The 23,767-nt window shown below is 56.0% G+C and carries 23 protein-coding genes; 16 read left to right on the plus strand and 7 right to left on the minus strand.

What is annotated here, in order from left to right; genetic code table 11:
* Window positions 1-28: 28 nt before the first annotated feature.
* Window positions 29-1,036, minus strand: coding sequence for a taurine ABC transporter substrate-binding protein (locus tag RSK20926_RS14315; protein ID WP_008207768.1), 1,008 nt, complete (start codon window positions 1,034-1,036; stop codon window positions 29-31).
* A 187-nt stretch (window positions 1,037-1,223) separates the two neighbouring features.
* Between RSK20926_RS14315 and RSK20926_RS14320 the strand changes: the two genes are divergently transcribed.
* Complete coding sequence (locus RSK20926_RS14320; RefSeq protein WP_008207769.1) at window positions 1,224-2,207, plus strand: LysR family transcriptional regulator; 984 nt, start codon at window positions 1,224-1,226, stop codon at window positions 2,205-2,207.
* A 165-nt stretch (window positions 2,208-2,372) separates the two neighbouring features.
* Window positions 2,373-3,668 carry a histidinol dehydrogenase gene (gene hisD / locus RSK20926_RS14325; RefSeq protein WP_037255230.1) on the plus strand — a complete coding sequence of 432 codons (1,296 nt, stop codon included), beginning with the start codon at window positions 2,373-2,375 and terminating at the stop codon, window positions 3,666-3,668.
* 34 nt (window positions 3,669-3,702) lie between these two features.
* Here hisD and RSK20926_RS14330 read toward each other — a convergent pair whose 3' ends face one another.
* Window positions 3,703-4,605 carry a LysR family transcriptional regulator gene (locus tag RSK20926_RS14330; RefSeq protein WP_008207771.1) on the minus strand — a complete coding sequence of 301 codons (903 nt, stop codon included), beginning with the start codon at window positions 4,603-4,605 and terminating at the stop codon, window positions 3,703-3,705.
* Window positions 4,606-4,716: 111 nt separating this feature from the next.
* Here RSK20926_RS14330 and RSK20926_RS14335 point away from each other — a divergent pair, with 111 nt between their 5' ends.
* The 3 genes from RSK20926_RS14335 (at window position 4,717) to RSK20926_RS14345 (ending at window position 7,435) form a co-directional block, all read left to right on the plus strand.
* Window positions 4,717-5,736, plus strand: a complete 1,020-nt coding sequence (locus RSK20926_RS14335) for a D-cysteine desulfhydrase (RefSeq protein WP_008207772.1) — start codon at window positions 4,717-4,719, stop codon at window positions 5,734-5,736.
* An 83-nt stretch (window positions 5,737-5,819) separates the two neighbouring features.
* Window positions 5,820-6,512 (plus strand): aspartate/glutamate racemase family protein, encoded by a 693-nt coding sequence (locus tag RSK20926_RS14340; RefSeq protein ID WP_008207773.1) that lies wholly within the window; start codon window positions 5,820-5,822, stop codon window positions 6,510-6,512.
* 263 nt (window positions 6,513-6,775) lie between these two features.
* On the plus strand, window positions 6,776-7,435 hold the full coding sequence (locus RSK20926_RS14345; protein ID WP_037255283.1) for a TetR/AcrR family transcriptional regulator: 660 nt from the start codon (window positions 6,776-6,778) through the stop codon (window positions 7,433-7,435).
* Window positions 7,436-7,537: 102 nt separating this feature from the next.
* Here the strand turns inward: RSK20926_RS14345 and RSK20926_RS14350 are convergent, their stop codons facing one another.
* Together RSK20926_RS14350 and RSK20926_RS14355 are read right to left on the minus strand one after the other, a co-directional pair.
* Complete coding sequence (locus tag RSK20926_RS14350) at window positions 7,538-9,025, minus strand: flavin-containing monooxygenase (RefSeq protein WP_008207775.1); 1,488 nt, start codon at window positions 9,023-9,025, stop codon at window positions 7,538-7,540.
* Between the two features lie 14 nt (window positions 9,026-9,039).
* Window positions 9,040-9,498 (minus strand): cupin domain-containing protein, encoded by a 459-nt coding sequence (locus RSK20926_RS14355; RefSeq protein WP_008207776.1) that lies wholly within the window; start codon window positions 9,496-9,498, stop codon window positions 9,040-9,042.
* Window positions 9,499-9,620: 122 nt separating this feature from the next.
* Here RSK20926_RS14355 and RSK20926_RS14360 point away from each other — a divergent pair, with 122 nt between their 5' ends.
* The 4 genes from RSK20926_RS14360 (at window position 9,621) to RSK20926_RS14375 (ending at window position 13,539) form a co-directional block, all read left to right on the plus strand.
* A complete protein-coding gene (locus RSK20926_RS14360; protein WP_198136583.1) occupies window positions 9,621-10,655 on the plus strand; it encodes an AraC family transcriptional regulator in 1,035 nt (344 codons plus the stop codon).
* Window positions 10,656-10,851: 196 nt separating this feature from the next.
* Window positions 10,852-11,925 (plus strand): Hint domain-containing protein, encoded by a 1,074-nt coding sequence (locus tag RSK20926_RS14365; protein ID WP_008207778.1) that lies wholly within the window; start codon window positions 10,852-10,854, stop codon window positions 11,923-11,925.
* Between the two features lie 192 nt (window positions 11,926-12,117).
* On the plus strand, window positions 12,118-12,738 hold the full coding sequence (rpsD, locus tag RSK20926_RS14370) for a 30S ribosomal protein S4 (RefSeq protein ID WP_008207779.1): 621 nt from the start codon (window positions 12,118-12,120) through the stop codon (window positions 12,736-12,738).
* A 228-nt stretch (window positions 12,739-12,966) separates the two neighbouring features.
* Window positions 12,967-13,539 (plus strand): PA14 domain-containing protein, encoded by a 573-nt coding sequence (locus RSK20926_RS14375; RefSeq protein WP_008207780.1) that lies wholly within the window; start codon window positions 12,967-12,969, stop codon window positions 13,537-13,539.
* 102 nt (window positions 13,540-13,641) lie between these two features.
* Here the strand turns inward: RSK20926_RS14375 and RSK20926_RS14380 are convergent, their stop codons facing one another.
* Both RSK20926_RS14380 and RSK20926_RS14385 read right to left on the minus strand, forming a co-directional pair.
* Window positions 13,642-13,860 (minus strand): hypothetical protein, encoded by a 219-nt coding sequence (locus tag RSK20926_RS14380; RefSeq protein WP_008207782.1) that lies wholly within the window; start codon window positions 13,858-13,860, stop codon window positions 13,642-13,644.
* Between the two features lie 111 nt (window positions 13,861-13,971).
* A complete protein-coding gene (locus RSK20926_RS14385; RefSeq protein WP_008207783.1) occupies window positions 13,972-14,433 on the minus strand; it encodes an Lrp/AsnC family transcriptional regulator in 462 nt (153 codons plus the stop codon).
* Between the two features lie 107 nt (window positions 14,434-14,540).
* Between RSK20926_RS14385 and RSK20926_RS14390 the strand changes: the two genes are divergently transcribed.
* The 5 genes from RSK20926_RS14390 to RSK20926_RS14410 all read left to right on the plus strand — a co-directional run bounded on the left by RSK20926_RS14390 (window position 14,541) and on the right by RSK20926_RS14410 (window position 20,691).
* On the plus strand, window positions 14,541-15,965 hold the full coding sequence (locus tag RSK20926_RS14390) for an aminotransferase class V-fold PLP-dependent enzyme (RefSeq protein ID WP_008207784.1): 1,425 nt from the start codon (window positions 14,541-14,543) through the stop codon (window positions 15,963-15,965).
* Window positions 15,966-16,074: 109 nt separating this feature from the next.
* A complete protein-coding gene (locus RSK20926_RS14395; protein ID WP_008207785.1) occupies window positions 16,075-17,724 on the plus strand; it encodes a peptidoglycan-binding protein in 1,650 nt (549 codons plus the stop codon).
* Window positions 17,725-17,822: 98 nt separating this feature from the next.
* Window positions 17,823-18,905 carry a histidinol-phosphate transaminase gene (hisC, locus tag RSK20926_RS14400; protein WP_008207787.1) on the plus strand — a complete coding sequence of 361 codons (1,083 nt, stop codon included), beginning with the start codon at window positions 17,823-17,825 and terminating at the stop codon, window positions 18,903-18,905.
* Window positions 18,902-19,819: a prephenate/arogenate dehydrogenase family protein gene (locus tag RSK20926_RS14405; protein WP_008207788.1), complete on the plus strand. Its 918-nt coding sequence runs from the start codon at window positions 18,902-18,904 to the stop codon at window positions 19,817-19,819. Before hisC ends, RSK20926_RS14405 begins: the two co-directional genes overlap by 4 nt.
* On the plus strand, window positions 19,819-20,691 hold the full coding sequence (locus RSK20926_RS14410; RefSeq protein WP_008207790.1) for an extensin-like domain-containing protein: 873 nt from the start codon (window positions 19,819-19,821) through the stop codon (window positions 20,689-20,691). The genes RSK20926_RS14405 and RSK20926_RS14410 overlap by 1 nt, the downstream gene beginning before the upstream one ends.
* Window positions 20,692-20,850: 159 nt before the next feature.
* Here RSK20926_RS14410 and RSK20926_RS14415 read toward each other — a convergent pair whose 3' ends face one another.
* The gene (locus tag RSK20926_RS14415; RefSeq protein ID WP_008207792.1) at window positions 20,851-21,852 is read right to left on the minus strand and encodes a DUF2125 domain-containing protein; all 1,002 of its coding nucleotides are present in this window, start codon (window positions 21,850-21,852) and stop codon (window positions 20,851-20,853) included.
* A 70-nt stretch (window positions 21,853-21,922) separates the two neighbouring features.
* On the opposite strand from RSK20926_RS14415, the gene RSK20926_RS14420 reads away from it, so the two are divergent.
* Window positions 21,923-22,453 carry a gamma-glutamylcyclotransferase gene (locus RSK20926_RS14420; protein WP_083805798.1) on the plus strand — a complete coding sequence of 177 codons (531 nt, stop codon included), beginning with the start codon at window positions 21,923-21,925 and terminating at the stop codon, window positions 22,451-22,453.
* Between the two features lie 88 nt (window positions 22,454-22,541).
* A complete protein-coding gene (locus RSK20926_RS14425; RefSeq protein WP_037255233.1) occupies window positions 22,542-23,765 on the plus strand; it encodes a biopolymer transporter ExbB in 1,224 nt (407 codons plus the stop codon).
* The last annotated feature ends 2 nt before the right edge of the window (window positions 23,766-23,767 follow it).

Raw genomic sequence — 23,767 nt, forward strand, 5'->3', positions numbered from 1 at the left:
CCGGGCCATAGAGCAAGTGTGCTGTGGTTTAGTTGCCTGAAGCAGAGTCCAGCGGACCAGTATCCACCGCACCTTCGTAGGTGTCCAAAGCGCTTTCGATGCTGCCGGCGGAAACAAAGACATTGGCAACACCGCCCATGAAGATCTGCGCCGCGCCGCCCAGCCATTTGTCCGAAAGCTGCTCTTCAACTGAGGGGAAGGTGAATGTGGCGATTGTTGCTTCCGCTTCTGCTACATCCATGCCGGCGTCTTTGGCGATCACTGGAAGCATCACGTCCTTTTTGTCGCCAGCGTTCCACATGGCATTCATATCGGCGGTCACCTGCAGGAATTTTGCAACCAGTTCCGGCTGTTCTGCAACAAAGTCAGAAGGCGCAGAGGTGACGTCAAAAACCAGGATGCCCAGTTCTTCTTTCTCTGCACCGGTCAGGAGAACATTGCCGTGCTCTTTCATGCGTCGCAGCGCACCGCCCCAGCCGCAAACCATATCCAGGTTGCCCTGAGCAAAGGCTGCCGCGCCATCCGCAGGTGCCATATCGACGATTTCCATGGAGTTCACATCGACGTTGAAATGCTTCATCTGCGACAGGAAGCCGTAGTGCGCGGCGGTCCCGATAGGCACACCGACCTTTTTGCCTGCCAGCTCAGACGCACTGGTTTTGTCGATTTCCAGTGTTTCGGCGACAACACAGTTGTCGTTCTCGGAATAGCTCACAGCAACATCGAGGGTCTGCAGGTCCTGACCTGCGGAGGTGGCGACCACGAAGGGGGGCACGCCCTGGCTGACTGAGATCTGAACGTCACCAGAGGCCATTGCAGCGGACATTGCTGTGCCCGCGTCAAAGGAAACCCAGTTGATCTTAACGCCCAGCTCTTTCTCATAGATACCTTCAGCCTTGCCATATTGGAAAGGCATCGGCCATTCTAGGAAGTAGGCCACAGTCAATTCATCCAGAGCTGCCGCCTGGGAGGCGGTCAGCATTGCTGCCGCAGCTGCAGAAGAGGCCAGTGCTGCTTTGATTTTGGCTAGTTTCATTTTTTCACCCTGTTTTGGTTGTCATCTAAGCGGCAGTTCTCTCTGCCTTGGTATCGTTGTGTTCAAAGAGCCTAGCGAAGAAATTTCCGGAGTCGGGTCACAAAAAGGTGGTTCCAGTAAAGTCGAAATATAGTATCGGAAAAACCGTAACTGCCAAAAGGCATGAACCCAAGGGAGATCGCGACCGATGGATCGTTCCAAACTCAGCATGCGCTGGCTCGAAATTTTCCTGCTGGCGGCACGAACTGGTTCTATCCAGAAAACCGCTCAGGAAAGTGGGCTTTCCGCGAGCACGGTCTCGCAACATCTTCATAACTTGCAGAAAAGCCTGGGGGTAGATCTATTGGATCACTCCAAGCGACCTATGCAACTCACCTCGGCCGGGGTGATTTTTGCACGTTATGTAGAAGATGGTATTCGCTTGATCCGGCGAGGAGAGACGGAGCTAACGACTGGGAACTGGGCGGAATCACGGGATCTGCGCTTTGGAATTGTGGATGATTTTGACAGCGAGGTCGCACCCGAACTGGCGCAGTTCTTGGCGACCGCGCTACCTAAGTGCCGTTTCATGCACTATACCCGGCCTAGCCATGCCATTCTTCAATTGCTTGTTGAGCAGAAGCTGGATGCCGCAGTCTCAACCCGTCCGCTGAACGACATGCCGGGATTGGTGGAGTACCGTTTGCTGCGGGATCCCTTTGTTGTCGCAGTTCCATCCAGCTCAACCATGAGTGCTGAAGATTTTCTGGCGGGAAAATCAAACTTGCCATTTTTGCGCTACTCAGGGGCGCAGATCATCGGAAACCTGATCGAGATCCACCTGCGGCGCCTAAAAGTTTCGCTCCCAAACCGGTTTGAAATGGAGAGCAATCATTCGCTCATCGGGCTTGTTGCGGAGGGGAGCGGCTGGGCAGTTACCACAGCCGCAAGTTATCACCGTGCCAAGCGCTTTCAGGACAGGGTGACGCTATTGCCCTTTCCGGCCAAGGGTTTTGCCCGAAACCTCTCACTTTTCAGCACAGAGGTTTTTCCACCCGGTATGGCAGAGGTGGTCGCCAGCGCGCTGCGCCGTCTCATCGCTCGGAACTTTACCGAACCGGTGGTCTCAAAGGTTCCATGGCTCGCCCACGAGTTCATGGTGTTGGGGGAAGATCCCGAAGCCAAAATCTAAGAGAGGCTTTCAGATAAGTGAATGTAGGTTCAAATATTTGAAATCTAGCAGCAAGTCGCATCTGAGCTTCGGTTTTCTAGAAATCGCTGTGGATTTATTGACGTCGATGTTTTTCTGTATGAATTCTGCAGTCGTGTCTTTTGAAACGCGCCTGGGAGAGCATGGATGACCATCACGTATTTGAAAAAGTCGAAACCGCGACCCTCGATGGAAAACGCGGATTTGCGGGATACGGTGTCGATCATGCTCGCCAATATTTCCAAAGATGGTGAGGAGGCCGCGCGGCGCTACGCAGAGACGCTGGATGGTTGGACGGGGGCGATTGTTGTTTCGGAGGAGCAGTGCTTAGCAGCAGCGGAGCGAGTGTCGCAAGAACTGAAGGATGATATCCGCTTTGCCTATGACAATATTCGTAAGTTCGCTGAGGCGCAGAAGGCGACCATGGGCGAATGCGAGGTGGAGCTGTTTCCAGGTCATATCGCCGGTCAAAAGCAGATCCCGGTTTCCAGTGCCGGGTGTTATGTTCCCGGCGGACGCTATAGCCATATCGCCAGCGCCTTGATGACGATCACAACAGCCAAGGTCGCGGGGGTGGAGCATATCACAGCGGTTTCGCCGCCAAAGCCGGGCCAAGGTATCCCGGACGCGATACTCTACGCCATGGATCTCTGTGGAGCTGATTTGATCCTTAACCTTGGTGGTGTTCAGGGCATTGCGGCGATGGCGCAGGGGCTGTTTGGTGCAAAACCGGCAGATATTCTTGTGGGGCCTGGCAATAGCTATGTGGCCGAAGCCAAGCGTATGCTGTTTGGAGAGGTGGGCATTGATATGTTTGCCGGCCCTACCGACACTCTGGTGATCGCGGATGCGACAGCCGACCCCGAAACCGTGGCCTGGGATCTGATCGGGCAAGCGGAACACGGTGTCGACAGTCCGGTTTGGTTGGTCACCACAGATAAGCAGCTGGCGGATAAGGTGATGGAGCTGGCCCCCAAACTTGCCAAAACACTGCCAGACCCCAATGGACAGGTTGCAGCCATCGCCTGGGAAGAGCGCGCCGAGGTGGTGTTGTGTTCAACGCGGGAGGAAGCCGCGCAGGTCTCGGACCGCCATGCGCCGGAGCATCTGCACGTGCAGGCTGCTGATCTGGATTGGTGGTTGTCGCGGCTCAGCGCCTATGGCTCCCTTTTCCTGGGAGAGGAAACCACGGTGCCATTTGGAGATAAGAGCTCCGGTCCAAACCATGTGCTGCCCACCAGTGGTGCTGCGCGGTATACTGGTGGCCTCTCGGTGCACAAGTTCACCAAGACTGTGACCTGGCAACGTTGTAGCCGTGATGCAGCCCAGGAGCTTGCTCTTCGAACAGCTCGCATCAGCCGTATGGAGGGTATGGAAGGTCACGCCCGGTCTGCCGAGCAGCGTCTAAAGCTGCGACCAGTTGAATTGCTGAAATCCGGCTAATTCCACTGGGGAGCGGTCGCAGGGTTTTATGGGGCTAGGCTGAAAGCCTCAGCTTGGAAGTGAGATAATCCCAGACCTTGGCGTTCTCTGATTTTTGCATCTTTGCCATGCGTACCAAGACCAGTTGCAAGGGGATGTCGGGCAAAGGGTCTGGCAGAACCCGCAAGAGCCCCTGATCTAGCTGGTCAGAGATGAGCGATTGCGGCAGCCAGCCTATCCCGGTTCCCTGCAAGACCAGTTGCAAAACCGCATGAGACAGTGGGGTGCTTGCAACCACATCCATCGGGCGATCCTCCATCAGCAGTGGAGCCATTTTTTGGCTGACCAGACGGCCAAAAAAAACGTCCTTGGGGTATGTGATCAGGGGGTAAGGCGCGCGCGGCTGCGATTGGAGCCGCTGCCAGAGGGGCGGTGCGGCAACAGGAAGGAGAAGATCCTGACCCATTGGCGCTACATCCACATCCAAACGCCCTAGCACTTCATTGCTTTGGGCCGATTGAAAAAAAAGAGCAAAATCAGCCTCTCCAGACAGGAGGGAGAGAATTGCCTGATCGCGGTCGGCGGATTGAACCGAAACGCTGAGGCCGAACTCGGCATGAATTTCTTCGACCAACCTGGGCGCTTGTGTCGTCGCAAGGGAGTGCGACCCCGCGATTGTCAGGGTCTTGCGACGGCTCTTGGATCCGGCGCTCAAAGATTGCTCCAGACTCTGTAGTCGCATGACAAGCTCGCGCATCTCTGCTTCTTGGGCCAAGACATTGGGAAGAGGGCGCAGGGGCTTTGCCTTCCGATCAAACAATTCTGTTCCCAAATAGGCCTCAAGCGCGGCAATGCGGCGGCTAAAGGCGGACTGCGTACGGTGGCGCGCTTCTGCGGCCTGTGCCAGCGACCCTGTTTTTAGGACTGCCAAGATGTCTTCTATCCACTCTAGACGCATATCACTCCTCAAAGATGTATTCTTTGCAAGTTAACACGAGAATTACGCATTTGATATGGAGCTATTGCCAGATCATAATTCTTAAAACGCATCTTACCTGGAGTTTGTCTCATGCATCTTGCGCGCTATCCACGCCGATTTATCGCTCATTTGCCTACCCCTCTTGAGCGCCTGGACCGCCTTAGCAAAGAGCTTGGCGGGCCCGAGATCTGGATCAAGCGGGATGATTGCACCGGGCTTTCCACTGGCGGGAACAAGACGCGTAAGCTGGAGTTCCTGATGGCCGAGGCGGAACTGCAGGACGCGGATGTGGTGATCACCCAGGGGGCGACGCAATCGAACCATGCCCGTCAAACCGCTGCATTTGCAGCCAAACTGGGAATTCAGTGTCATATCCTGCTGGAAGACCGCACTGGCTCAAACGATGCCAACTATAAGAACAATGGCAATGTTCTGTTGGATCACCTGCATGGTGCCACCACCGAGACACGCCCCGGTGGGTTGGACATGAATGCAGAGATGGAAGCGGTTGCAGAGCGTATGCGCGCCGAAGGCAAGAAGGTCTACACCATTCCTGGTGGAGGCTCGAATGCCACTGGGGCGCTGGGCTATGTCAATTGTGCTTTCGAGCTTTTGGGGCAGGCGAATGATCGCGGATTGCGGATCGATCGTTTGGTCCATGCAACTGGATCAGCAGGAACCCAGGCGGGTCTTATCACTGGACTGAAGGCAACCAACGCCAATATCCCACTCTTGGGGATTGGCGTACGCGCGCCCAAGGCAAAGCAAGAAGAGAACGTCTATAATCTGGCAGTGAAAACCGCCGAGAAGCTAGGTTGCCCCGGGGTTGTTGCACGTGAGGATGTGGTGGCTAATACTGACTATGTGGGTGATGGCTATGGCATTCCGACCGAAGGCGGCATGGAAGCCATTCGCATGTTTGCCGAATTGGAGAGCATTCTTCTGGACCCTGTCTACTCGGCCAAAGGGGCAGCAGGACTGATCGATCTGATCCGTAAGGGTCATTTCGACAAGGAAGAGCGAGTGGTTTTCTTGCATACCGGCGGGGCAGCAGCGCTTTTTGGCTATGATGCTGCTTTTGATTTTTCCGGTCGCTGGGTTGCCAGCTAGTAACAGGCAACTGAACATGATTCTAGGCCGGGGCAGGGTTGCTTTTAGCTGCGCTGGTCCTGGCAATCAGGGAAATGTGTAAGATGGCAAAGCGTAAGATTGGGATCCTGGGTGGTATGGGGCCAGAAGCCACAGTGTTGATGATGCAGCGCATCATTGCAGGCACCGATGCGTCAGATGATTGCGATCATGTCCCTCTTATTGTCGATAACAATACTCAGGTCCCCTCCCGCATAGATGCGCTGGTTCATGAAGCCGGTGAAGACCCGGGGGTGGTCCTGGCAGAAATGGCGCGCGGCTTGTCCGCTGCAGGGGCCGAGGCGTTGATTATGCCTTGCAACACCGCGCATCACTATGCGCCCCAGATCATTGAGGCGAGTGATGTCCCCTTTCTGAACATGGTCGAACTCACAGCGCGAAAAATTGCTAGCGAGGTCGCTTCGGGGGCATTGGTCGGGATACTTGCTTCACCTGCGGTTCGCAAAACGGGGTTGTTTGAACGCACTCTGGCGGAGGTCGGTTTGCAGGCGGTCTATCTTTCAGAGGATGCGACCCTCTTGCGGATCATTCAGGATGTGAAGGCGCATGGCCCTTCGGCTGCTTCGCGGGCGAGCCTTACTTTTGCGGCAGAGGAGCTTGTGGAAATGGGCGCCGCTGCTTTGCTGGTGGCCTGCACCGAGTTTTCGCTGCAAAGCCGGGAAATAGAGGCTGCTGTGCCCATCACTGACAGTTTGGATGTTGTGGTGCAGGCAGCTCTGCAATTTGCGCAAAGCTGAGGTCCAGCTCCAATTCACCCTCCTTAGAAGGGATTTCACGCAGGGCCTGCGCAGAGACCGCTGTGTAAAGAGTCTCTGAGCGTCCTGTTTCGCATGCGCAGTCAATTGGTAAACTGACCAGTTTTCCCAAACTTGAAGGGGAGGCTGAAAAACGTCCGTTGGCATTGTCGGCCTTCCTCGGCTATTTGAGGGGCGGGGCCAAGACTTGATTGGGTGTATCCATAGGGAGTGCAGCACAGGCCTTTGTGGGAAAAGGGATGGCAATGACCAAGGATCGCCGTAAGTTCACGCGTGAAAGTCCGGAGCAACGTAAGCTGGCTCTGATTGAGGCAACTCTGGAGCTGGTTGCGGAAAACGGGGTGCGTGGTGCGACCGTCAGGGGGATTGCAGAGCGCGCCGAGGTCACTCAGGGTCTGATCCGGCACTACTTCTCGACCAAAGAGGATCTAGTGCAGGCGGCCTACGACTTTCACATGACCCGGATGACGGATGAAACCTTTGCTGGCTCTGAGGGGGTGCAGGGCAGTGCTATCCACCATCTTGCGGCATTTGTGCGCTCCTCTCTAACACCACCTGTTGTGGATTCGCGTTCGCTCGCACTTTGGGCAGCCTTTCTGAATAAGGTGCAGCATGATGTCGGTATGCGAGAGACCCACGCAAAGACCTATCTTGATTTCCGCTGCAGGCTTCAGTCCTTGATTGAGGCAGCTTTGGAAGAAGCCGGGCAAGAGGTTTCGCAGGCCCAGCTGCTTCAATATGCAATCGCAAGCAACGCTCTTATCGATGGTCTCTGGATGGAGGGCGGCGCGCTGCCTGAGGCATTTGAACCTGGCGAGCTTGTCGAAATCGGGCTCTCTTCTATCGGTGCGATCCTGGGTCTGGATCTGAAGCAGGCAGCGGGTGCTGTACCACCACCCACCTGAGGCCTGCGGAACCTTAGGTCCGCAGAATAGGCCAGTAGAAAAAGAGCGCGGCGCTGGGAGCAGACACCGCGCTGTCCAGTTTTCAGGTTTACCCACGCTAGGCTACTGCGCCTGATATTGCGGAGCTGAGGCTATGAATTCACCATAGGCGGGAGCGCTAGGATAAGAGAATTGCTCCGCCAAGGGGTTGTCTCGTTTGCGTTTCTTCGCGCCCATATCAGCAAGCAATTCGTCGAAATGCTTGAAATGGAACGGAGCTGAGCAAAGCCCACCATAGACCTGAGCCGCCGGGCGCTCGCGCCGCCGCCAATCAAGCATCATTTCGATGTTTGCGTTCATCTCTGACCGACTTGGCTGCTGCGCAAGTTGCCCGTCTGCGTAGCGCACCAGCCAGTTTGCGATCATCTCTGCGGACAGGATGGTGCAGAAGCTGGAGTTAAAGCCAACAAATCCCATCTCTGGCAGATCCGGATTGACGCTGAGGCGGAAGGTCCGGTACTGGCCATCGCTTTCGATCAGCTTGTCACGGTATTCCTGCGCCAAATAGGGTATCCCCAATTTCCAGCCCACTGCCAGGACGATGAGGTCAGCTTCCACCCGGTCACCTGTGGTCAGGATCACCTCATTGCCCTCATAGTGGTCAAAGGTGCCCTGTATCGGTTTCACCTTGCCGGATTTGAAGCTTTCGAACAGGCCTGGTGTCACGATCGGCAAAGAGCAGGACGCCTCTTTCTCGATGGGGGTATCCGGCACCATTTTCCATTTCTTCAGGCCCAGCTGCAGTTTTAGGAGCGTCTCCAACCCCCGAAAATTCGCCCAGACCAGAGGTTTCAGGGCTGCTGCGATGACCCGTTGAAAGGGGTTCTTGCCCCATTGGTTGAACTGTTGCTCCTGCGCGCGCATGTAGAGCAGCTTCTTAAAGTTGATGCCGCCGACAAAATAGGGCACCCGCCAGACGTTCTCGCGGTAGACCATGGTGACCTGCTTGGCGCCATTCTTGGCGGCGTTGACGGCAATATCGGTAGCGGATTTGGAGCCGCCCAGAACCACCACTCGCTTGCCCTTCATCATCGAAGGGTCAGTGTAGTCCGAGGAGTGGATCACTTCGCCACCCTGGGCGATGAATTGCTCCTGACCCGGGTGGGTGATGATGTTCTTGTCGGAAAACTGCCCAGTGCAGATTGCGACAAAGTCAAAGTTCTCCTGCCGCTGGCGCCCGGCTTCCTCAATGGTCAGGCACCAGCCTGGCGCGCCATCCGTGCGGCGATCCATCGACAGAATATTGGTGTTGAGACGAAAGAGACGGCTCAGCCTGTGTTTGTCTGCATAGGAGTGCAGATAGGCATGCACCTGGGGTCCCTTGGGCCACTCCGGATAGTGCTCCGGCATGGGGTGATCAGTGTAGCAATAGAGATCCTTGGGGGATTGGGTCTGCACATCCGGATAGGAGCGAGAGAGCTCCCAAACCCCGCCAAAATCATGGCTGCGCTCAAAGCCGCTAACGCGATGTCCGCGTTCATCAAAGGCCTTGGCCGCGGCCAATCCACTTACTCCGCCGCCGATCACGGCGACGCTCTTGCGTTTTACCATTTCCTGCGCCTCCCTTATTCGGCCGGGGGCGGCAGAAAGTCGACTTCATGAAGCGCAGAGAGCCGAACAAGTTCTTCCGGATCAGTCACTCCATCCAGCGCTACAAAGAGGTCATAAAGCTTGCGCGCCGGTGCAACTCCAAAGACTGTTTTGGCCGTCTTGCCGCTTCGATTGAAGATTCCATGGGCAACACCCATTGGCATACGGATGGTGTCACCAGCGCTTGCTTTGTGGACGCTTGGTGCGCCTTTGTCGTGGTCGAACTCCACCTCCAGATCCCCTTCGAGAACGTAGATCCATTCATCCTGCGTGGGGTGAATATGCGGTGGAACAAATGTCTCTGCTGGAATGTCTGCATGCCAGATAAAGGCATTATCGCTATGCAGCTTGGGTGTGTAGGTATGGCCAACGACATTCCATGCAACACCATTCAGCCCCTGTGGCGCGTCGGTAATCCCTGCGGTTTCTTTCATATTCTCCTCCCCGAGTTGAAAGATTGTTTGACGAGCCTAGGAGCGCATTTGCGTTTTCTTTGTCCAAAAAACGCAGAGAAATGAGGGGAGGCGGAAAAAGCTTTGTTTTAGGTGTGAAATTTATGCAGAGTGATGAAATGCAAGGTTCATCGGCGTATAAAAAGCATGGCAGCGGGAAAGAACCGCTGAACGCCTTTCCTCTGTTTCAGACGAGGGATATTGACCGCGCGCGCCATGCGGTCGCCAGTAAGTTCTGCACCCATAGCCTCTCCCCTGCTAAATCTGCTGAGGGTTTTGACGCCTGCCACAACCACCTAGCTTGGTCCGACGTCTCGTTGAACTATCTCAGCTATGGTTGTGAAGTGAAAATAGAGCCGGGAGAGCTGGAGCGCTTTTACCTGATCCAGGTGCCGTTGCAGGGGCGGGCGATTGTAAAGAACGGCCGGGTGGAAGTGCGGGCGGATCGGAGCTGCGCTACTGTGCTCAACCCCACGCGTGATACCCAGATGGTTTGGGGCGAAGGGTGCTGCAAGTTGCTTCTTCAAATCAATCGCGAAGCCTTGCATTTGCAAGCGGAAGAGCTGTTGCAGAGAAAACTGAGCGAGGCAGTCCTGTTCGCGCCAGCGGTCGACATGCGAAACCCTGGCTTGCTGCATTGGGTGAATGACCTTTTTTCGGTTGTAGGGTTGGCGGAAGAAGGAGAGGCGTTTTCGGGGCGTGCGGCCCTGCGCCAACCACGTATGGAAGAGTCCCTGATACTTGGTTTTTTAACCCAACAGCCCAGTTCTATTTCACATGAGCTGCGCGAAGAGCGCCCAGATGCCTTGCCCCACCAGCTGCGCCGCGCGCAGGAGTTCATCAATAGCAATCTCACTGAACCGCTGACGCTGGCAGAAATTTCCAAAGCGGCAGGCTGTAGCTTGCGGTCTCTTCAGGTTGGGTTTCGCAAGCACTTTGGCGTGACCCCGATGGGCTATCTCAATTGCCAAAGGCTGAACCATGCCCACTACCTGTTGCAAAGCAGAACGGGTGCGCGGCGGGTAAGTACCGTTGCTTTTGATGCGGGGTTTAGCCACTTGGGACGTTTTTCAATTGCGTATCGCAAGGCTTTCGGCTGTTCGCCCAAAGAAACGCTGCAATACGGCGGGCCCACCTGAAAAGGGGCGCGGACTTTGGTGAGTGGTCGGGTACAAGATAGAACCGGTTTTGTCCCCATGTGGTTGAGCACCTTCCCGCGCCCGCACGCGTAGGGGCTTGATTGATGTTGATGGGGCAGCAATAGACCTTTATTTTATGGTGCTGCCTTGTTAGCTTTGAGCTGCAGAAAAGAAAAAAGAGCAGGCGAGCAAGTAAATGAAAACGGGCTTTGGGGGCACGTTTGTCATTTCCTGGACGCAGACCGAAATTGACGGATTTCAAGCCGCGCCGTTGGAGACCTTGAAGGTTGGCGCAACTTGGTCCTGGCGCGGGGAAGCTTTGCGGGTTGATGGCCCGGCGGAGCTGTTGCGACTGGAGATGCCGGACGGCAAATCTGATCTGAGGCAACGCGCCGCGCGATCTGTTCGTCGGCTGGTTGGAGATGCGCTTGGAGAGGCGAAGGTCCCGGCACAGCCAATGCCGCACGCATCTCTGCCAGATACGAGTTTTGTCATCACCGATGGGGTGCAAAGTTACACTGTGACTTTGATTGAAACCGGACCAGAGCAAACCTCTTTGCTGATGTTTGTAGATGAGTTCCCGCCGAGCAGGCGCGAGATGTGGGTTGTCCATCATTCACTTGGCGAAGGTCTTCGCCATCGCGATGATCTGCACAATCCGGCAGAAAAAGGTGTCATTTGTTTCAACTCCGGTACCGCGATCGCGACCCCGGGTGGCGCGCAGTTGATCGAAGATCTGCGGGTGGGCGATGAGGTGCTGACCCGTGATTGCGGTGCTCAGCCGATTGCCTGGATCGGGACCAAGAGGATCAGTGGAGCACGGCTTTATGTGACACCCAGTCTGCGGCCCATTCGCATAAAAACTGGGGCTTTGGGGGGCGCTCCTGGAGAGCAGGACCTGCTGGTTTCGCCGCAGCACAAGATGCTTTTGACCGGAACCGATGCTCAGCTACTCTTCAATACAGATGAGGTGCTGGTCGCGGCGGAAGATCTGGTAAATGGCACTACGGTCTTTCGCGATACCTTTGTTAGGGAGGTGACATACTACCACCTGCTTTTGGATCGGCATCAATTGATCTGGGCCAATGGGATGCAAAGCGAGAGTTTTCACCCGGCCAGTGCTTCGTTGCCCGCTTTGGAGGTCCAAGACCGGATCCGTCTGGAGCAATTGTTGCCTGGTCTGGAGCGTGATCCGTTGCGCTATGGTGCCTATGCGCGGCGCAATCTCAACCCTTCCGAGGCCGCAATTTTACAGCATGAGGCAGCCTGAGGGAAAAAGCGGAGCAAAAGCGCAGCGGCAGTGTTGACTCTCACTGCTTTGCGAATATAAGCGCGACTTCATTGGTGTTGGTGGCCTCCGCGAGGAGATGCCTGTCATAGGGAAAGCCTAATGGCCAGACCTAAGAGGACAACGCCCTTCATAGTGGCCATTGTGGCCTCGACCTGACGAAGGAGATCAGCCGTGACCAAACGCACGTCTGCCAAGTACAAAATTGACCGCCGTATGGGCGAAAACATCTGGGGCCGTCCGAAGTCCCCGGTCAACCGTCGTGAATATGGCCCCGGCCAGCACGGTCAGCGCCGTAAGGGCAAACTGTCCGACTTCGGCATTCAGCTGCGCGCCAAGCAGAAGCTGAAGGGCTACTACGGCGACATGACCGAGAAGCAATTCCGTCGCATCTATGCAGAAGCTGTTCGTGTGAACGGCGATACTGGTGAAAACCTCATCGGTCTGCTGGAGCGCCGTCTGGACGCGGTTGTTTACCGTGCCAAATTCGTTCCTACCGTTTTCGCTGCACGTCAGTTCGTCAACCACGGCCACGTCACCGTCAACGGCAAGCGCGTCAACATTCCTTCTTACCGCGTGAAAGAAGGCGACGTGATCGCAGTACGTGACAAGTCCAAGCAACTGGCTGTTCTGATCGAAGCGACCCAGCTGGCAGAGCGCGATGTTCCTGACTACATCGAAGCCGACCACTCCAAGATGACCGCGACCTTCGTGCGCACCCCGGGTCTGGGTGATGTGCCATATCCGGTTGTCATGGAACCAAACCTGGTCGTCGAATTCTACGCCAAAAACTAATTCCCTTCCCTCTTTTGCGAGGATCGGAACGAAGGGCTGCCAATTGGCAGCCCTTTTTGCATTCTCCACAACTTTTGGGCGGTCGCATTGTGGGGTTGAGCTCACTCTGTGGGTGTATTCCTAAAAAGTGATTTCTGAACACAGAAATGCGATTGCCGGTTCTAAAGGGTTGCCGTTAGTCTGACTGTACATGCCAACCGCTAGAGTAGGCAGAAAAGGGAGAACTCAATGAGCAAAATTTGGAAAGCTGTAGTCGCAGCCGCTGTGCTGTTTGGCGGTTTCGCTGCAGAGGCGGCGCCACTGAAATTGCAACCGGCGAACCCACAACCCGCTTCGGTAAAACCGGGGCTTTCGGTTCGTTATGCCTATCCCCATGATGTCAAATTCCTGAGCGCGGCAAGGACTGCACTGAAGCAAGGCTCTGAAGCTGGACGCCCGCTTAGCGGTCTGGACTATCGGGATACAAGTGAAGGGGAAGCCGCCTTGACCTCTAAGCGTGCGGAGAATGTTGCAGCGGCCATCAAGGGCTATGTGCATTTTGATAAGCCAGGGGTCTATAACATCGATTTTCTGACAAATGATGGTCTGCAAGCCCGGATCGGAGGTAAAGTTGTTGGTGAGTTCGATGGTCGACAGGCCTGCGAGAGCACCATAATGACGGAAGTTGAAGTGCCTAGCTCTGGTTGGTATCCGGTTGACATCACCTATTTTCAACGCAAAGGGACCTCATGCTTGCACATGCGTATGGGGCCAGCCGGAAAGCGCGTGAAATGGATGCCAAACAAAGCCTTTGGCCATTGAGAAACCGAAAACGCAAAATTTTCACTGCGCCAAGTGCAAAAACGCCGGAGAAAGTGCCGGTTCCTGTCATCAGTTCGGCCATGTGCAGGGCTGATGAAAGGCTCACCCTCCGACAAATACACCCTCTTTGGGATAGTAAAAGACCTTTTGGTTATGGAGCCGGCCCAAGAGTTCATGGATCCGGTTGACCATATCATCGGCATCGCTGTCTGGTGCCGTCAATTGCTCTTGCGACAGCTCCTCTTTGGTGCGCCGTAGTGCCGTTTCAATGAGTTCCATATCCTCAACGGTCAGTTCAAACATGTCATTGTAGTCGGGCATCAATCGCTCCTTTGCAGTTTGCGAAGAAAAGGGAGGCCAGTTTCAAAGCTGGCCTATTGTGATGGGCTTTTCCAGATGTTTGTTTGCTTTGCTGCGAATTGACAGTCATCGTCACAAAGGCAATGGTCGGTTTTCTGCAATTGCTTCCATCGCGAAGTAAGAGGTGACGCTATCCAGCTCGACGCCTGCGATTAAGCGTTGATAGACTTTGTCATAGCTTCCCATATCCTCTGTCACGACTTTCAGCTGATAGTCATAATCGCCGCCGATCCTATGAAAATCCACCACTTCGGGAATGGTCAGGACATGACGGCGGAATTGGTCCAGCCATTCCGTCGAATGATGTCTGGTGCGCAGCATGACAAAGACCACAAGATCCAGACCAAGTTTCTCTCGCGCGATACGGGCTGAGGAACCCTGAAGGATTCCCTTCTCATTCAGTGCTTTGAGCCTGCGCCAGCAGGAATTTTGCGACAGACCGACAAGATCGGCCAACTCTCTTTGGGACAGATTGGCATTCTGCTGCAGCTCTCGCAAAAGGCGCAAATCAATATGATCGAAAATTTCCCTCATAGTTAGATCGTATGATAGAACAATTATGAAAACCACTGTGTAGTTGGTGATGAAATCACTGGGTTCCTCTGTGATGTTAATTGCAACAGAGAACTTGGAGACGCGCCATGACCCTTGAGACTTTCAAAACAACACTCAAAGCGGCAGCCCAGGATGGTAGCCTGGCGGGGGGTGTCATCGGCGAAGGGGTCATGATCCCTGGTGCAAATGGAGAGGTGCCGCTGGTCTATGCAGACTATGTGGCCTCTGGGCGGGCGATGCGCCAAGTAGAAGACTATGTCACCGAACATGTCCTGCCATTCTACGCCAACTCCCATACCGAAGCGTCTTATTGCGGTTCCTATATTACCCGTTTGCGGCGCGCTGCCCGTGCCGAAATTTCCAGAGTGACAAAGGCCAGTGACGAGGATGCGGTGATCTTTGCGGGATCTGGCGCGACTGCGGGGCTAAACCGGCTTGTCAGCCTGCTGGAAGTTAACAATGCAGAGGCCCCTGTTGTCCTTATCGGCCCTTATGAACATCATTCCAACATTCTGCCCTGGCGGGAAAGCAAGGCAAAGGTTGTTGAAATCCCAGAGGCGCCAGAGGGCGGTGTGGATCTGGAAGCGCTTCGCCTGGCGCTGACTGAACATGCCTCCAGCGATTTGTTGATTGGCAGCTTCTCTGCCGCCTCCAATGTGACAGGCATTGTCACCGACACAGATGCGGTCAGTCGGATCCTCCATGCAGCGGGCGGGCTGGCGGTTTGGGATTATGCAGGTGGGGGGCCCTACCTGCCGATCGCGATGCAGGGAGAAGATGGGGCACATAAGGACGCAATTGTTGTGTCGCCCCATAAATTCCCTGGTGGCCCGGGATCCTCTGGCGTTCTGATCGTGAACGAAAACGTAGTAAAGCGACGCTGCCCCTCTTGGCCCGGCGGCGGAACCGTGAGCTTTGTCTCACCCTGGACCCATGAGTATAGCGATGACATCGCCACGCGCGAGGAGGCAGGCACGCCTAATGTAGTTGGTGACATTCGGGCGGCATTGGCCTTCCTGGTGAAGGAAGCCGTGGGAGAGACAGAGATTGCCCGAAAAGAGGCCCGTTTTGCTGAGATGGCCCGTGTTGGCTGGGGCGACAATCCGAAGATCAATATCCTTGGTCATTCAACAGCGCACCGCCTGCCGATCTTTTCCTTCACGGTAAAGGGGGCCTCTGGCGCCCCTGTGCACCAACAGCTTTTCACGCGGATGTTAAGTGACTTTTACGGTATCCAGGCGCGTGGTGGCTGCGCTTGCGCGGGACCCTATGCACATAGATTGCTGGGGATCGAACGGGCGGAATCCGATGCGCTCTTTGAGGATCTGAAGGCTGGCAAAGAGATGCTCAAGCCGGGTTGGGTGCGTCTGAACTTCTCTTATCTGATGTCAGAGGAAACAGTTCAGTTCATCATTGATAGTGTGAATGAGCTGAGCGAACAGGCGGAGAGCTTGGCCGAGAAGTATCAGGCGGATCCGCTCACCGCTCGGTTCCAGGCCTTCGCAGCATAGATGGGTGGTTGACCAAGGGGAAAACTGACAGCGAAACCCCCTGACAAGGCTGAGTCTTTGTGGCAGCATTTGACTATTGTTAAATCTGTTGCATGGTCGGAGTCACGTTATGGCGCTAAAGCTGTCTGCCCCCGTCGGGGATACAAATAGGATCACCAAGCCGGATCCGAAGGCCGGCGAAACCAAGTTCAAGCCGGTCAAAAACGCAGCTGCTGATGTTGAGCTGGTCCGCTTGATGCTCAAGGCGAATGGCTTCTCCAGTATCGAGATTTCCAAGAAATGCGATGCTTCGCTGATCAAGGACATCCGAAGCTTTCAAAAGAAGGCTCTGGGCTTCAAAAAACCGGATGGGATTGTGGATCCGGGTATGCGGACCTGGAAGGCAGGCCTGCCCAAGCTGCAAGCGATGATTGCGGCTGACCAGAAGGTTGAGGTCTACGAAATCAAGGAAGGCGGCCAGACCAAGCAGGTTAAAGTCGCGGAATTCGAAGAGGGTGAGAAGGCTCTCAAACACGAAATCCTCTCCAAGGCCCGGATGATGTATGGGCAGGCGGAATGCTGGGTGAGTTTCTGCAATGACGTGGAAAAAACCCGTCAGGCCGAAGAGGGCATGATGATGGCGATTGCCGAGTTCACCATGTCGACCTTGAATAGCGATACGGATCCGCCCTGGACCCAGATTCTCAATGCACAGTCTGAGGCCGCGGTGCTGAAGTCTCTTGTCAATCGCGCAAAACCGGACTGGAAAAAGGTTCAAAAGCAGGACGCCAAGGCCACCAAGACCTATAATACGGGCCAGAAAGCCTTTGATAAGTTTATCAAGGCTCGGATCGGTACAGCGGGCAAGGCGGTTTTCACTCTGGAAATTGTTCGCGAAACCTCTTTCACCATCATCGAAGTCTATGCCACTGCCCGGCTAATGGCGACTAAGGGGATGAGCCCCGCTAAAGCCCATGCCGTTGCCGCTGCGGGAACCGAAGCGATGAAATCCGGGGCCGGTCAATTCGGAGAATACCTGGCTGGCAACAAGGTGACCTGGGAAGGGGCTGCAAAGAAGGTTGCGGGAGATGCTTTCTTTGCCGGGCTGGCGGGCGCGCTGGGCGGGAAGCTCACCGGGTCCTTCCTGAATGGCATTGCAACCAAGGTGGTGTCGCAATTGCCTTCGAAAGCATTCCAGAATTTCTCTCAGAAGGCCCTGACCAAGTTCATGGAGAAGATGTTCACCACGACGGTTGGGCAGGAGATGCTGAAGAATGCCGCCAAGGAAACTGTTATGCTGTTCAAGCCGGTGGTCTTGCTGGGGCGTCCACCAAGTCAGAAAGAAGTGATGGACGCCGTGGTCAAAATCGTTTCGGGCGGCATCATGTCGTCGGGGCCGATGAAAGGTGTTTCCGAGTTTGGATCAAAGTATCTCGCGAATTCGCAATCCTTCCTGGCGGCAAAACTCGCCCCCAATGCCATGGATGCCATTGTGAAACAGGATCTGATTGCCAAATACGGCGCTGATGTGGTGGAGGAATTCGCCAAGAAGCACGGGCCGGGGATCTACGCAGATGTGGCGGCGGCTATTCAGGATAAAGTCTTTGTTGCCTATGCGAATGACATCCTCGGGGGATCGGATGGTGGCCAATCCGCCAAGGTTCTGCAAAAGCAGATGGAAGAGAAAATGCGCAAGGATGCCAAGCTGCGCAAGGAAATCGCCGCCATGATCAAAAAACAGGCGGAGGCCAAGCTGGCAAAATTGGCCAAGGCACGCTGAGTACTGTGCAGGTGAAACCAGCCAGAATCTGGCATCTTGCTGCTTTCCCATCTCTCATCAGGGCGTTATGAGGAAGGGGAAGCGAGGAGCCCGTGATTATGACGCAGATTACGCCGCAGCCCGGTATTTTGGATATCGCTCTTTATCAGGGTGGCCAGAGTCAACTTGCCGGTCATGCAGAGCCGCTAAAGCTCAGCTCGAATGAAAACCCTTTTGGGCCAAGCCCAAGGGCAGTTGCTGCAGCGGCTGCAGAAATGGCGGCGATCCATCGCTATCCCAGCACGGACCATGCCGAGCTGCGCCAGGCAATTGGCAAGGTTCACAGCGTGAACCCCGAGCAGGTGATCTGCGGCGTCGGTTCTGACGAGATCATCCATTTCCTGTGTCAGGCCTATGCCGGGCCGGGTGATGAGGTCATCCATACCGAACATGGCTTTGCCATGTATCGCATCAGCACTTTGGCAGCCGGTGCAACCCCTGTCGAAGTGCCAGAGCGCGACCGTTTTGTCGATGTGGATGCCATCCTTGCAGCGGTGACCAGCGCCACGCGTCTGATCTTTATTGCAAACCCCGCCAACCCCACGGGAACGCTTTTGCCGATGGAAGAGGTGCAGCGCCTGGCCGATGGCACGCCAGAGGGCTGCCTTCTGGTCCTTGATGGGGCCTATGTGGAGTTTGCGGCAGGCTATGACGGCGGCAGGACCCTGGTCGAAAGTCGCAGCAATGTGGTGATGACCCGAACCTTCTCCAAGCTCTACGGGCTTGGCGGGCTGCGTGTGGGCTGGGGCTATGCGCCGCAACATGTGATTGATGTTCTCAACCGTATTCGTGGTCCCTTCAACCTCAGCAATGCGGCTCTTGCGGGTGCAGAAGCAGCCCTGAAGGATGAGGGCTGGGTGACAGAATGCCTGCAGGTCAATGCAGAAGAGCGCGCGCGGCTGATAGGCGGGCTGCGTCAACTGGGGCTGGGTTGCGATGAGAGTGCAGCCAATTTTGTGCTGGCACGGTTCGCCGATGAGCAAACCGCCCTGGCTGCGGATGCCTATCTGAAAGGGCAGGGCATCATCGTCCGTCACCCCAAGAGCTACAAACTGCCCCATGCTCTGCGCATTACCGTTGGCCGCCCCGAGGACAACAGCCGTGTCTTGGCAGCATTGACGAATTTTAAGGAGCAGGCATGAGCAGCGTTGTCTATAATCGTGTAGCCCTGATTGGCCTCGGCCTTATCGCCTCTTCGATGTATTGGGCGATGAAGCGTGGCGGGCTGGTTGGCGAAGTGACCGGCTATGCCCGAAGCGATGAAACCCGCGAAACCGCGCGCCGTATCGGGCTATGTGACCGGGTCTGTGATACTGCGCTCGAAGCCGTTGAAGACGCGGACCTTGTGGTGCTGTGTGTGCCGGTTGGTGCCATGGGCAAAGTCATGGAGGAGATCGGCCCGGCGCTGAAACCTGGTGCAACGGTTTCCGATGTCGGCTCGGTCAAACGTCATGTGATCGAGGCGGTCTCTCCGCACATCGCCGAGGGTGTCCATTTTGTTCCTGCGCACCCGCTGGCCGGGACAGAGCATTCCGGGCCGGAATCCGGCTTTGCAGAACTTTTCGATAATCGCTGGAACCTCTTGGTGCCAGTGGAGGGCAGCGACCCAGCGGCCGTGGCCCGCCTTCGGCAGCTTTGGGAAGGCATGGGGGCCAATGTCGATGAGATGGAGGCGGATCATCATGATCTGGTTCTTGCGGTCACCAGCCATGCGCCACACCTGATTGCCTATACCATGGTAGGCGTTGCGGATGATCTGCGTCGTGTGACCGACAGTGAGGTGATCAAATACTCGGCGGCAGGATTTCGCGACTTTACCAGGATTGCGGCCTCGGATCCGACGATGTGGCGCGATGTCTTTCTGACCAATAAGGATGCAACGCTGGAAATCCTGGGGCGTTTCACTGAAGAGCTCTTTGCCCTTCAGCGGGCCATCCGAACCGGCGATGGTGAACACCTGCATGATTATTTCACCCGCACCCGCGCAATCCGCCGGGGCATTATCGAAGCTGGGCAGGATACTGCGGCTCCGGACTTTGGCCGGGGACAGTCCTGATGCGAGGTTCCGTTGCCATCATGGCTGGTTGGGTGCTGGCTTGCCTGCTTCCAGGCGTGACAATGGGCAATGCGCTGGCACCGGACAATTCCCTGCGGCCCAGTCTGCGCCCAACCACTGTTGCGGCTGTTCAGAGCGAACTGCCGCAGACGCTGGCGGGCTCACTCCCAGCGCTGACCGGTGAGGACATCGGGTTGAGACCGATCCTGCGTCCAAAATCGGAGCAGATCCTGGCGGCTGCCGCGCTACCATCTGGGCTTCCTGACTTGGGGCCCGGTACGTCTTTGCGGCCCAATCTGCGCCCAGACAGCGTGCTGGAACAAGCCTTGTTCAAACGGCGTCAGCGTCGCAAAGGTGCAGTCTGTGGTGATCTGGAGATCCAGGGTTCTGAAGTCGGCGCTGTTTCTGGGAAACTGGCAGGCTGTGGGGCCAAGGATGCCGTGCGCGTCAAATCCATTGCGGGCGTCACCCTCAGTCAGCACTCGGTCATGACCTGTGAAACGGCCAAGGCCCTGAAACGCTGGATTGAAAAGGATGTGATCAAGGGTTTTGGTCGGCGCAATAAGGTTGTCAGCCTGCGGGTTGCGGCGCATTACTCTTGCCGGACACGGAACAATCGCCCTGGAGCGAGGATTTCGGAACATGGGCGAGCCAAGGCAATCGACATATCAGGGTTTCGCCTGGAAGACGGAACACTGGTCACAGTTCTGGAAGGCTGGAAAGATCGGCGGACCCGCAAGCGTCTAGCAAAAATCTGGAAAGGGGCCTGCGGACCCTTTGGCACGGTCTTGGGGCCAGAGGCGGATCGCTACCATCAGGATCATTTCCACCTGGACGTAGCGCGCCATCGCAGTGGTGCCTACTGCCGCTGACAACCTAGCTACGCAGCAACCGCAAACAGCGACGCGATAGATTTCCGCCGCACCAAGGCTGGGGCGGTTGAGGTTGGGGTGGTTGAATATCATTCATCCCGCACCCTCTCGATACCGTGACACCTCTATACTGTGAGAGGTGCCGGTCTGCCCAGGATCCTAGCGCAGCTGTAACCTCGGAGCGGCTCCAATGGGAATGGGGCCTGCATAGGTTCTACCATCCTGAAAGCGTAACCGCGCGTCGAGTTTATCGGTGTTTCCAGAGAGTTTCGCCAGAAGGTCCAGCAATTGCTCCAGGCCCTCTCGGGCAGAGCCCTGCGGCAGCAGCCTTGCGCTTTCCAGCATATCCAGAAGAGAGCGCCAATTCTCCAGTTGCAGGGCCAATTCCCCATTGACCCAGCCCTGCTCATCGATCTCCAGCTCGCCTGTTGCCCGCAAGAGGATCTCACCCCAATGGAGCTCCGCCAACATGAGATCAATCGTACGAGGCTGCGGACGGCGGAGCTCCAGGGCGCGTCGATCCCAGGCTGTATCAAAAGCCACATTGGCCTTCAGGCGCAGTGCATCGAATTGTTCCGGCTGATCGCGTCGCACTTGCAGGAGCCTGCGGACTTCCCCTTTGGGAGCAAAGCCCTTGCTTTCCATGCTGATCGCATAGCTGGGGTTCGGGGCATTCTGGACCATCAACAGATCAAAGCCGCCGGCAGCGAACAACTCCTCAGTGGCCTGGGAAATTCGCCAGTTGCCAGCGGTGAGGGCCAGGGTCTCCAACTCCAGCGCAGTGCCGGGGGCCAACTGAAGGTCGGCATGCATGTCTTGCGCTTCCAGAACGAAGGTTTGATCGAAATAGGAAAACCGCTGTGGTGTGCTGGCAAAACTAAGCCGCTGTTGGCCCGGCCAGACGGCGGGACTTTCGAGGCTCAGCCAATCAGCGCGCCAAGCGGTTCCCGTTCCCGGGTCGGCCAGAACAGGTGTCTGGATTAGGGTATTGTGCTGAAATGGGAAGCCGCGGGTCTCAAGGTCGTGGAACTCTGCCTGCCAGCCCTGGCGCTCTTGCTCTGCAAACCAGGAGGAGATCCCGCTCCGCAACCCCCAGGCGGCCACGCTCCAATAGATCATCCAGACCGCAGCAGCCAAAGATAGCCATTTCAACAGGCGCATATTCGAAAGACCTCTTTTGCTGGAGTTCGTTTTGCTGTTTATAGGCCGCGTTCAAAAAGGGCCATAGAACATGACAATGTGGGTATTCGGATATGGATCGCTACTGTGGAACCCAGGGTTTCCGGTCGCAGAGCGAGAGGTCGCAACGTTGCAGGGATATGCGCGGTCCTTTTGTATGAGCTCAATCCACCACCGGGGGACCGAAGAAAAGCCGGGTTTGGTTTTAGCTCTGGATGAGGTTGTGGGCAGCCACTGCCAGGGTCTAGCCCTTTCGGTCCAAGCGGGCGAGGAAACGCGCACACTTGACTATTTGCGTGAACGCGAGTTGGTCTCTTCCGCCTATCTGGAGCGTAACCTTGAGGTGGTTCTCGCAAATGGCAACCGCGTAGAGGCGGTGACCTATGTGATTGACCCCCATCACGTTCAATATTGTGGCGGGATCTCACTGGAGGAACAGGCGCAGATTATTGCCCATGCGGTCGGCGGCCGTGGTCCCAATACCGAATATCTCTATAACACTGCGGAGCATCTTGCCGAAATCGGCCTGGGCGATTCAGAGCTTGAGTGGCTTATGCACCGCGTCCGGGAGATTTCAGCATAAACAGCCGCTCCGGTCTTGGCGCTTTCCATTCCCAACATATAGGCTAAAGTCGCAAAAACTGAAATAAACCTGTCAGGACACTCAGGAAATGGCGACACCGGACCGTAAGATCAGACCGCAGTTTTCGCAGCCTGTCCGGCAGGTTATCCTCATGCTGATCGCACTAGGGCTTGCGGGCTTTGGTGCCTTTGTTGCACTGCCGCGTGTTTTGCCTGTTTTTGAAGCAAACCCATGGCTCAATGGATTTATCGTCTTTGTCTTTGTGATTGGGGTTCTGGCCTGCTTCTGGCAGGTGGTGCAGCTGATCAGCTCTGTGCGTTGGATCGAACGCTTTGCCTCTGGTGACACCTCGGATGAGCGGCGTCCGCCTTCTATGTTGGCGCCATTGGCCTCGCTCCTGCGATCGCGTGCGGCGCGGATGCAGCTGGGGTCTTCCTCTACCCGCTCGATCCTCGATTCCGTTGCCTCTCGGATTGACGAAGACCGGGAAATCACCCGCTATATCGTCAATCTGCTGATTTTCCTGGGTCTTTTGGGTACTTTTTATGGCTTGGCCACAACGGTACCGGCAGTGGTGGATACCATTCGCAGTCTGGCGCCGCAGGAGGGCGAAGAAGGCCTTGCCATCTTTAACCGCTTGATGACAGGGCTGGAGGCGCAGCTGGGCGGTATGGGCGTCGCCTTCGCGTCATCCCTCCTCGGGCTTGCGGGGTCATTGATTGTCGGGTTGCTGGAGCTTTTTGCAGGCCACGGACAGAACCGGTTCTACCGCGAACTAGAAGAATGGCTGTCCTCCTTTACCCGTGTCAGCCTCTCATCCGGAGATGAAAGCGGTACGGACGGCGAGAGTGGCGCGGTCTCAGAAGTCTTGGACACAATGGCAGAGCAGATGGATGCGCTGCAAGCGATGTTTGTGCAGAACGCCGAAAGCCGTGCTGAGGTCGACCAGAAACTCTCGAGGCTGGTGGATGCGATTACCGATATGAATACTCGTCAGGATCAGAATGCCAGTCTCTCTGCCGCCTTGGAGCGCGTGGCTGTGGGGCAGGAGGCACTGACCGAGATCATGCGCGCGCATGGGGACGTCGGGATCGATGCCGAAAGCCGGATGCGCCTGCGCTCGATTGATGTGCAGATGCTGCGTATTCTCGAAGAGATTTCTGCCGGTCGACAAGAAAGCCTGGCTGAGCTGCGCAAGGACATTGATCTTATGGTTAAGGCCTTCGCGGTGCCGCGGGGCTATCGGAGGGAGCGTCAGCCCGCCGAGACATCAGGGTCGGACAGCGCCATTTTCCACCCGGGCGAGGAATAAAA

It is taken from the genome of Roseobacter sp. SK209-2-6 (assembly GCF_000169455.1).
In the GTDB taxonomy this organism is placed as follows: Bacteria; Pseudomonadota; Alphaproteobacteria; order Rhodobacterales; family Rhodobacteraceae; genus Pseudophaeobacter.

Bases quoted from the DNA above. Each gene is read 5' to 3' on its own strand.
- RSK20926_RS14315 (WP_008207768.1), bottom strand. From the start codon at position 1,036: ATGAAACTAGCCAAAATCAAAGCAGCACTGGCCTCTTCTGCAGCTGCG.
- RSK20926_RS14425 (WP_037255233.1), top strand. From the start codon at position 22,542: ATGGCGACACCGGACCGTAAGATCAGACCGCAGTTTTCGCAGCCTGTC.
- RSK20926_RS14365 (WP_008207778.1), top strand. From the start codon at position 10,852: ATGAAAACGGGCTTTGGGGGCACGTTTGTCATTTCCTGGACGCAGACC.
- RSK20926_RS14355 (WP_008207776.1), bottom strand. From the start codon at position 9,498: ATGAAAGAAACCGCAGGGATTACCGACGCGCCACAGGGGCTGAATGGT.
- RSK20926_RS14345 (WP_037255283.1), top strand. From the start codon at position 6,776: ATGACCAAGGATCGCCGTAAGTTCACGCGTGAAAGTCCGGAGCAACGT.
- RSK20926_RS14415 (WP_008207792.1), bottom strand. From the start codon at position 21,852: ATGCGCCTGTTGAAATGGCTATCTTTGGCTGCTGCGGTCTGGATGATC.
- RSK20926_RS14330 (WP_008207771.1), bottom strand. From the start codon at position 4,605: ATGCGTCTAGAGTGGATAGAAGACATCTTGGCAGTCCTAAAAACAGGG.
- RSK20926_RS14335 (WP_008207772.1), top strand. From the start codon at position 4,717: ATGCATCTTGCGCGCTATCCACGCCGATTTATCGCTCATTTGCCTACC.
- RSK20926_RS14410 (WP_008207790.1), top strand. From the start codon at position 19,819: ATGCGAGGTTCCGTTGCCATCATGGCTGGTTGGGTGCTGGCTTGCCTG.
- hisC (WP_008207787.1), top strand. From the start codon at position 17,823: ATGACGCAGATTACGCCGCAGCCCGGTATTTTGGATATCGCTCTTTAT.
- RSK20926_RS14375 (WP_008207780.1), top strand. From the start codon at position 12,967: ATGAGCAAAATTTGGAAAGCTGTAGTCGCAGCCGCTGTGCTGTTTGGC.
- RSK20926_RS14390 (WP_008207784.1), top strand. From the start codon at position 14,541: ATGACCCTTGAGACTTTCAAAACAACACTCAAAGCGGCAGCCCAGGAT.
- hisD (WP_037255230.1), top strand. From the start codon at position 2,373: ATGACCATCACGTATTTGAAAAAGTCGAAACCGCGACCCTCGATGGAA.
- RSK20926_RS14340 (WP_008207773.1), top strand. From the start codon at position 5,820: ATGGCAAAGCGTAAGATTGGGATCCTGGGTGGTATGGGGCCAGAAGCC.
- RSK20926_RS14385 (WP_008207783.1), bottom strand. From the start codon at position 14,433: ATGAGGGAAATTTTCGATCATATTGATTTGCGCCTTTTGCGAGAGCTG.
- RSK20926_RS14420 (WP_083805798.1), top strand. From the start codon at position 21,923: ATGACAATGTGGGTATTCGGATATGGATCGCTACTGTGGAACCCAGGG.
- RSK20926_RS14395 (WP_008207785.1), top strand. From the start codon at position 16,075: ATGGCGCTAAAGCTGTCTGCCCCCGTCGGGGATACAAATAGGATCACC.
- RSK20926_RS14380 (WP_008207782.1), bottom strand. From the start codon at position 13,860: ATGCCCGACTACAATGACATGTTTGAACTGACCGTTGAGGATATGGAA.
- RSK20926_RS14405 (WP_008207788.1), top strand. From the start codon at position 18,902: ATGAGCAGCGTTGTCTATAATCGTGTAGCCCTGATTGGCCTCGGCCTT.
- RSK20926_RS14360 (WP_198136583.1), top strand. From the start codon at position 9,621: ATGCAGAGTGATGAAATGCAAGGTTCATCGGCGTATAAAAAGCATGGC.
- RSK20926_RS14320 (WP_008207769.1), top strand. From the start codon at position 1,224: ATGGATCGTTCCAAACTCAGCATGCGCTGGCTCGAAATTTTCCTGCTG.
- RSK20926_RS14350 (WP_008207775.1), bottom strand. From the start codon at position 9,025: ATGGTAAAACGCAAGAGCGTCGCCGTGATCGGCGGCGGAGTAAGTGGA.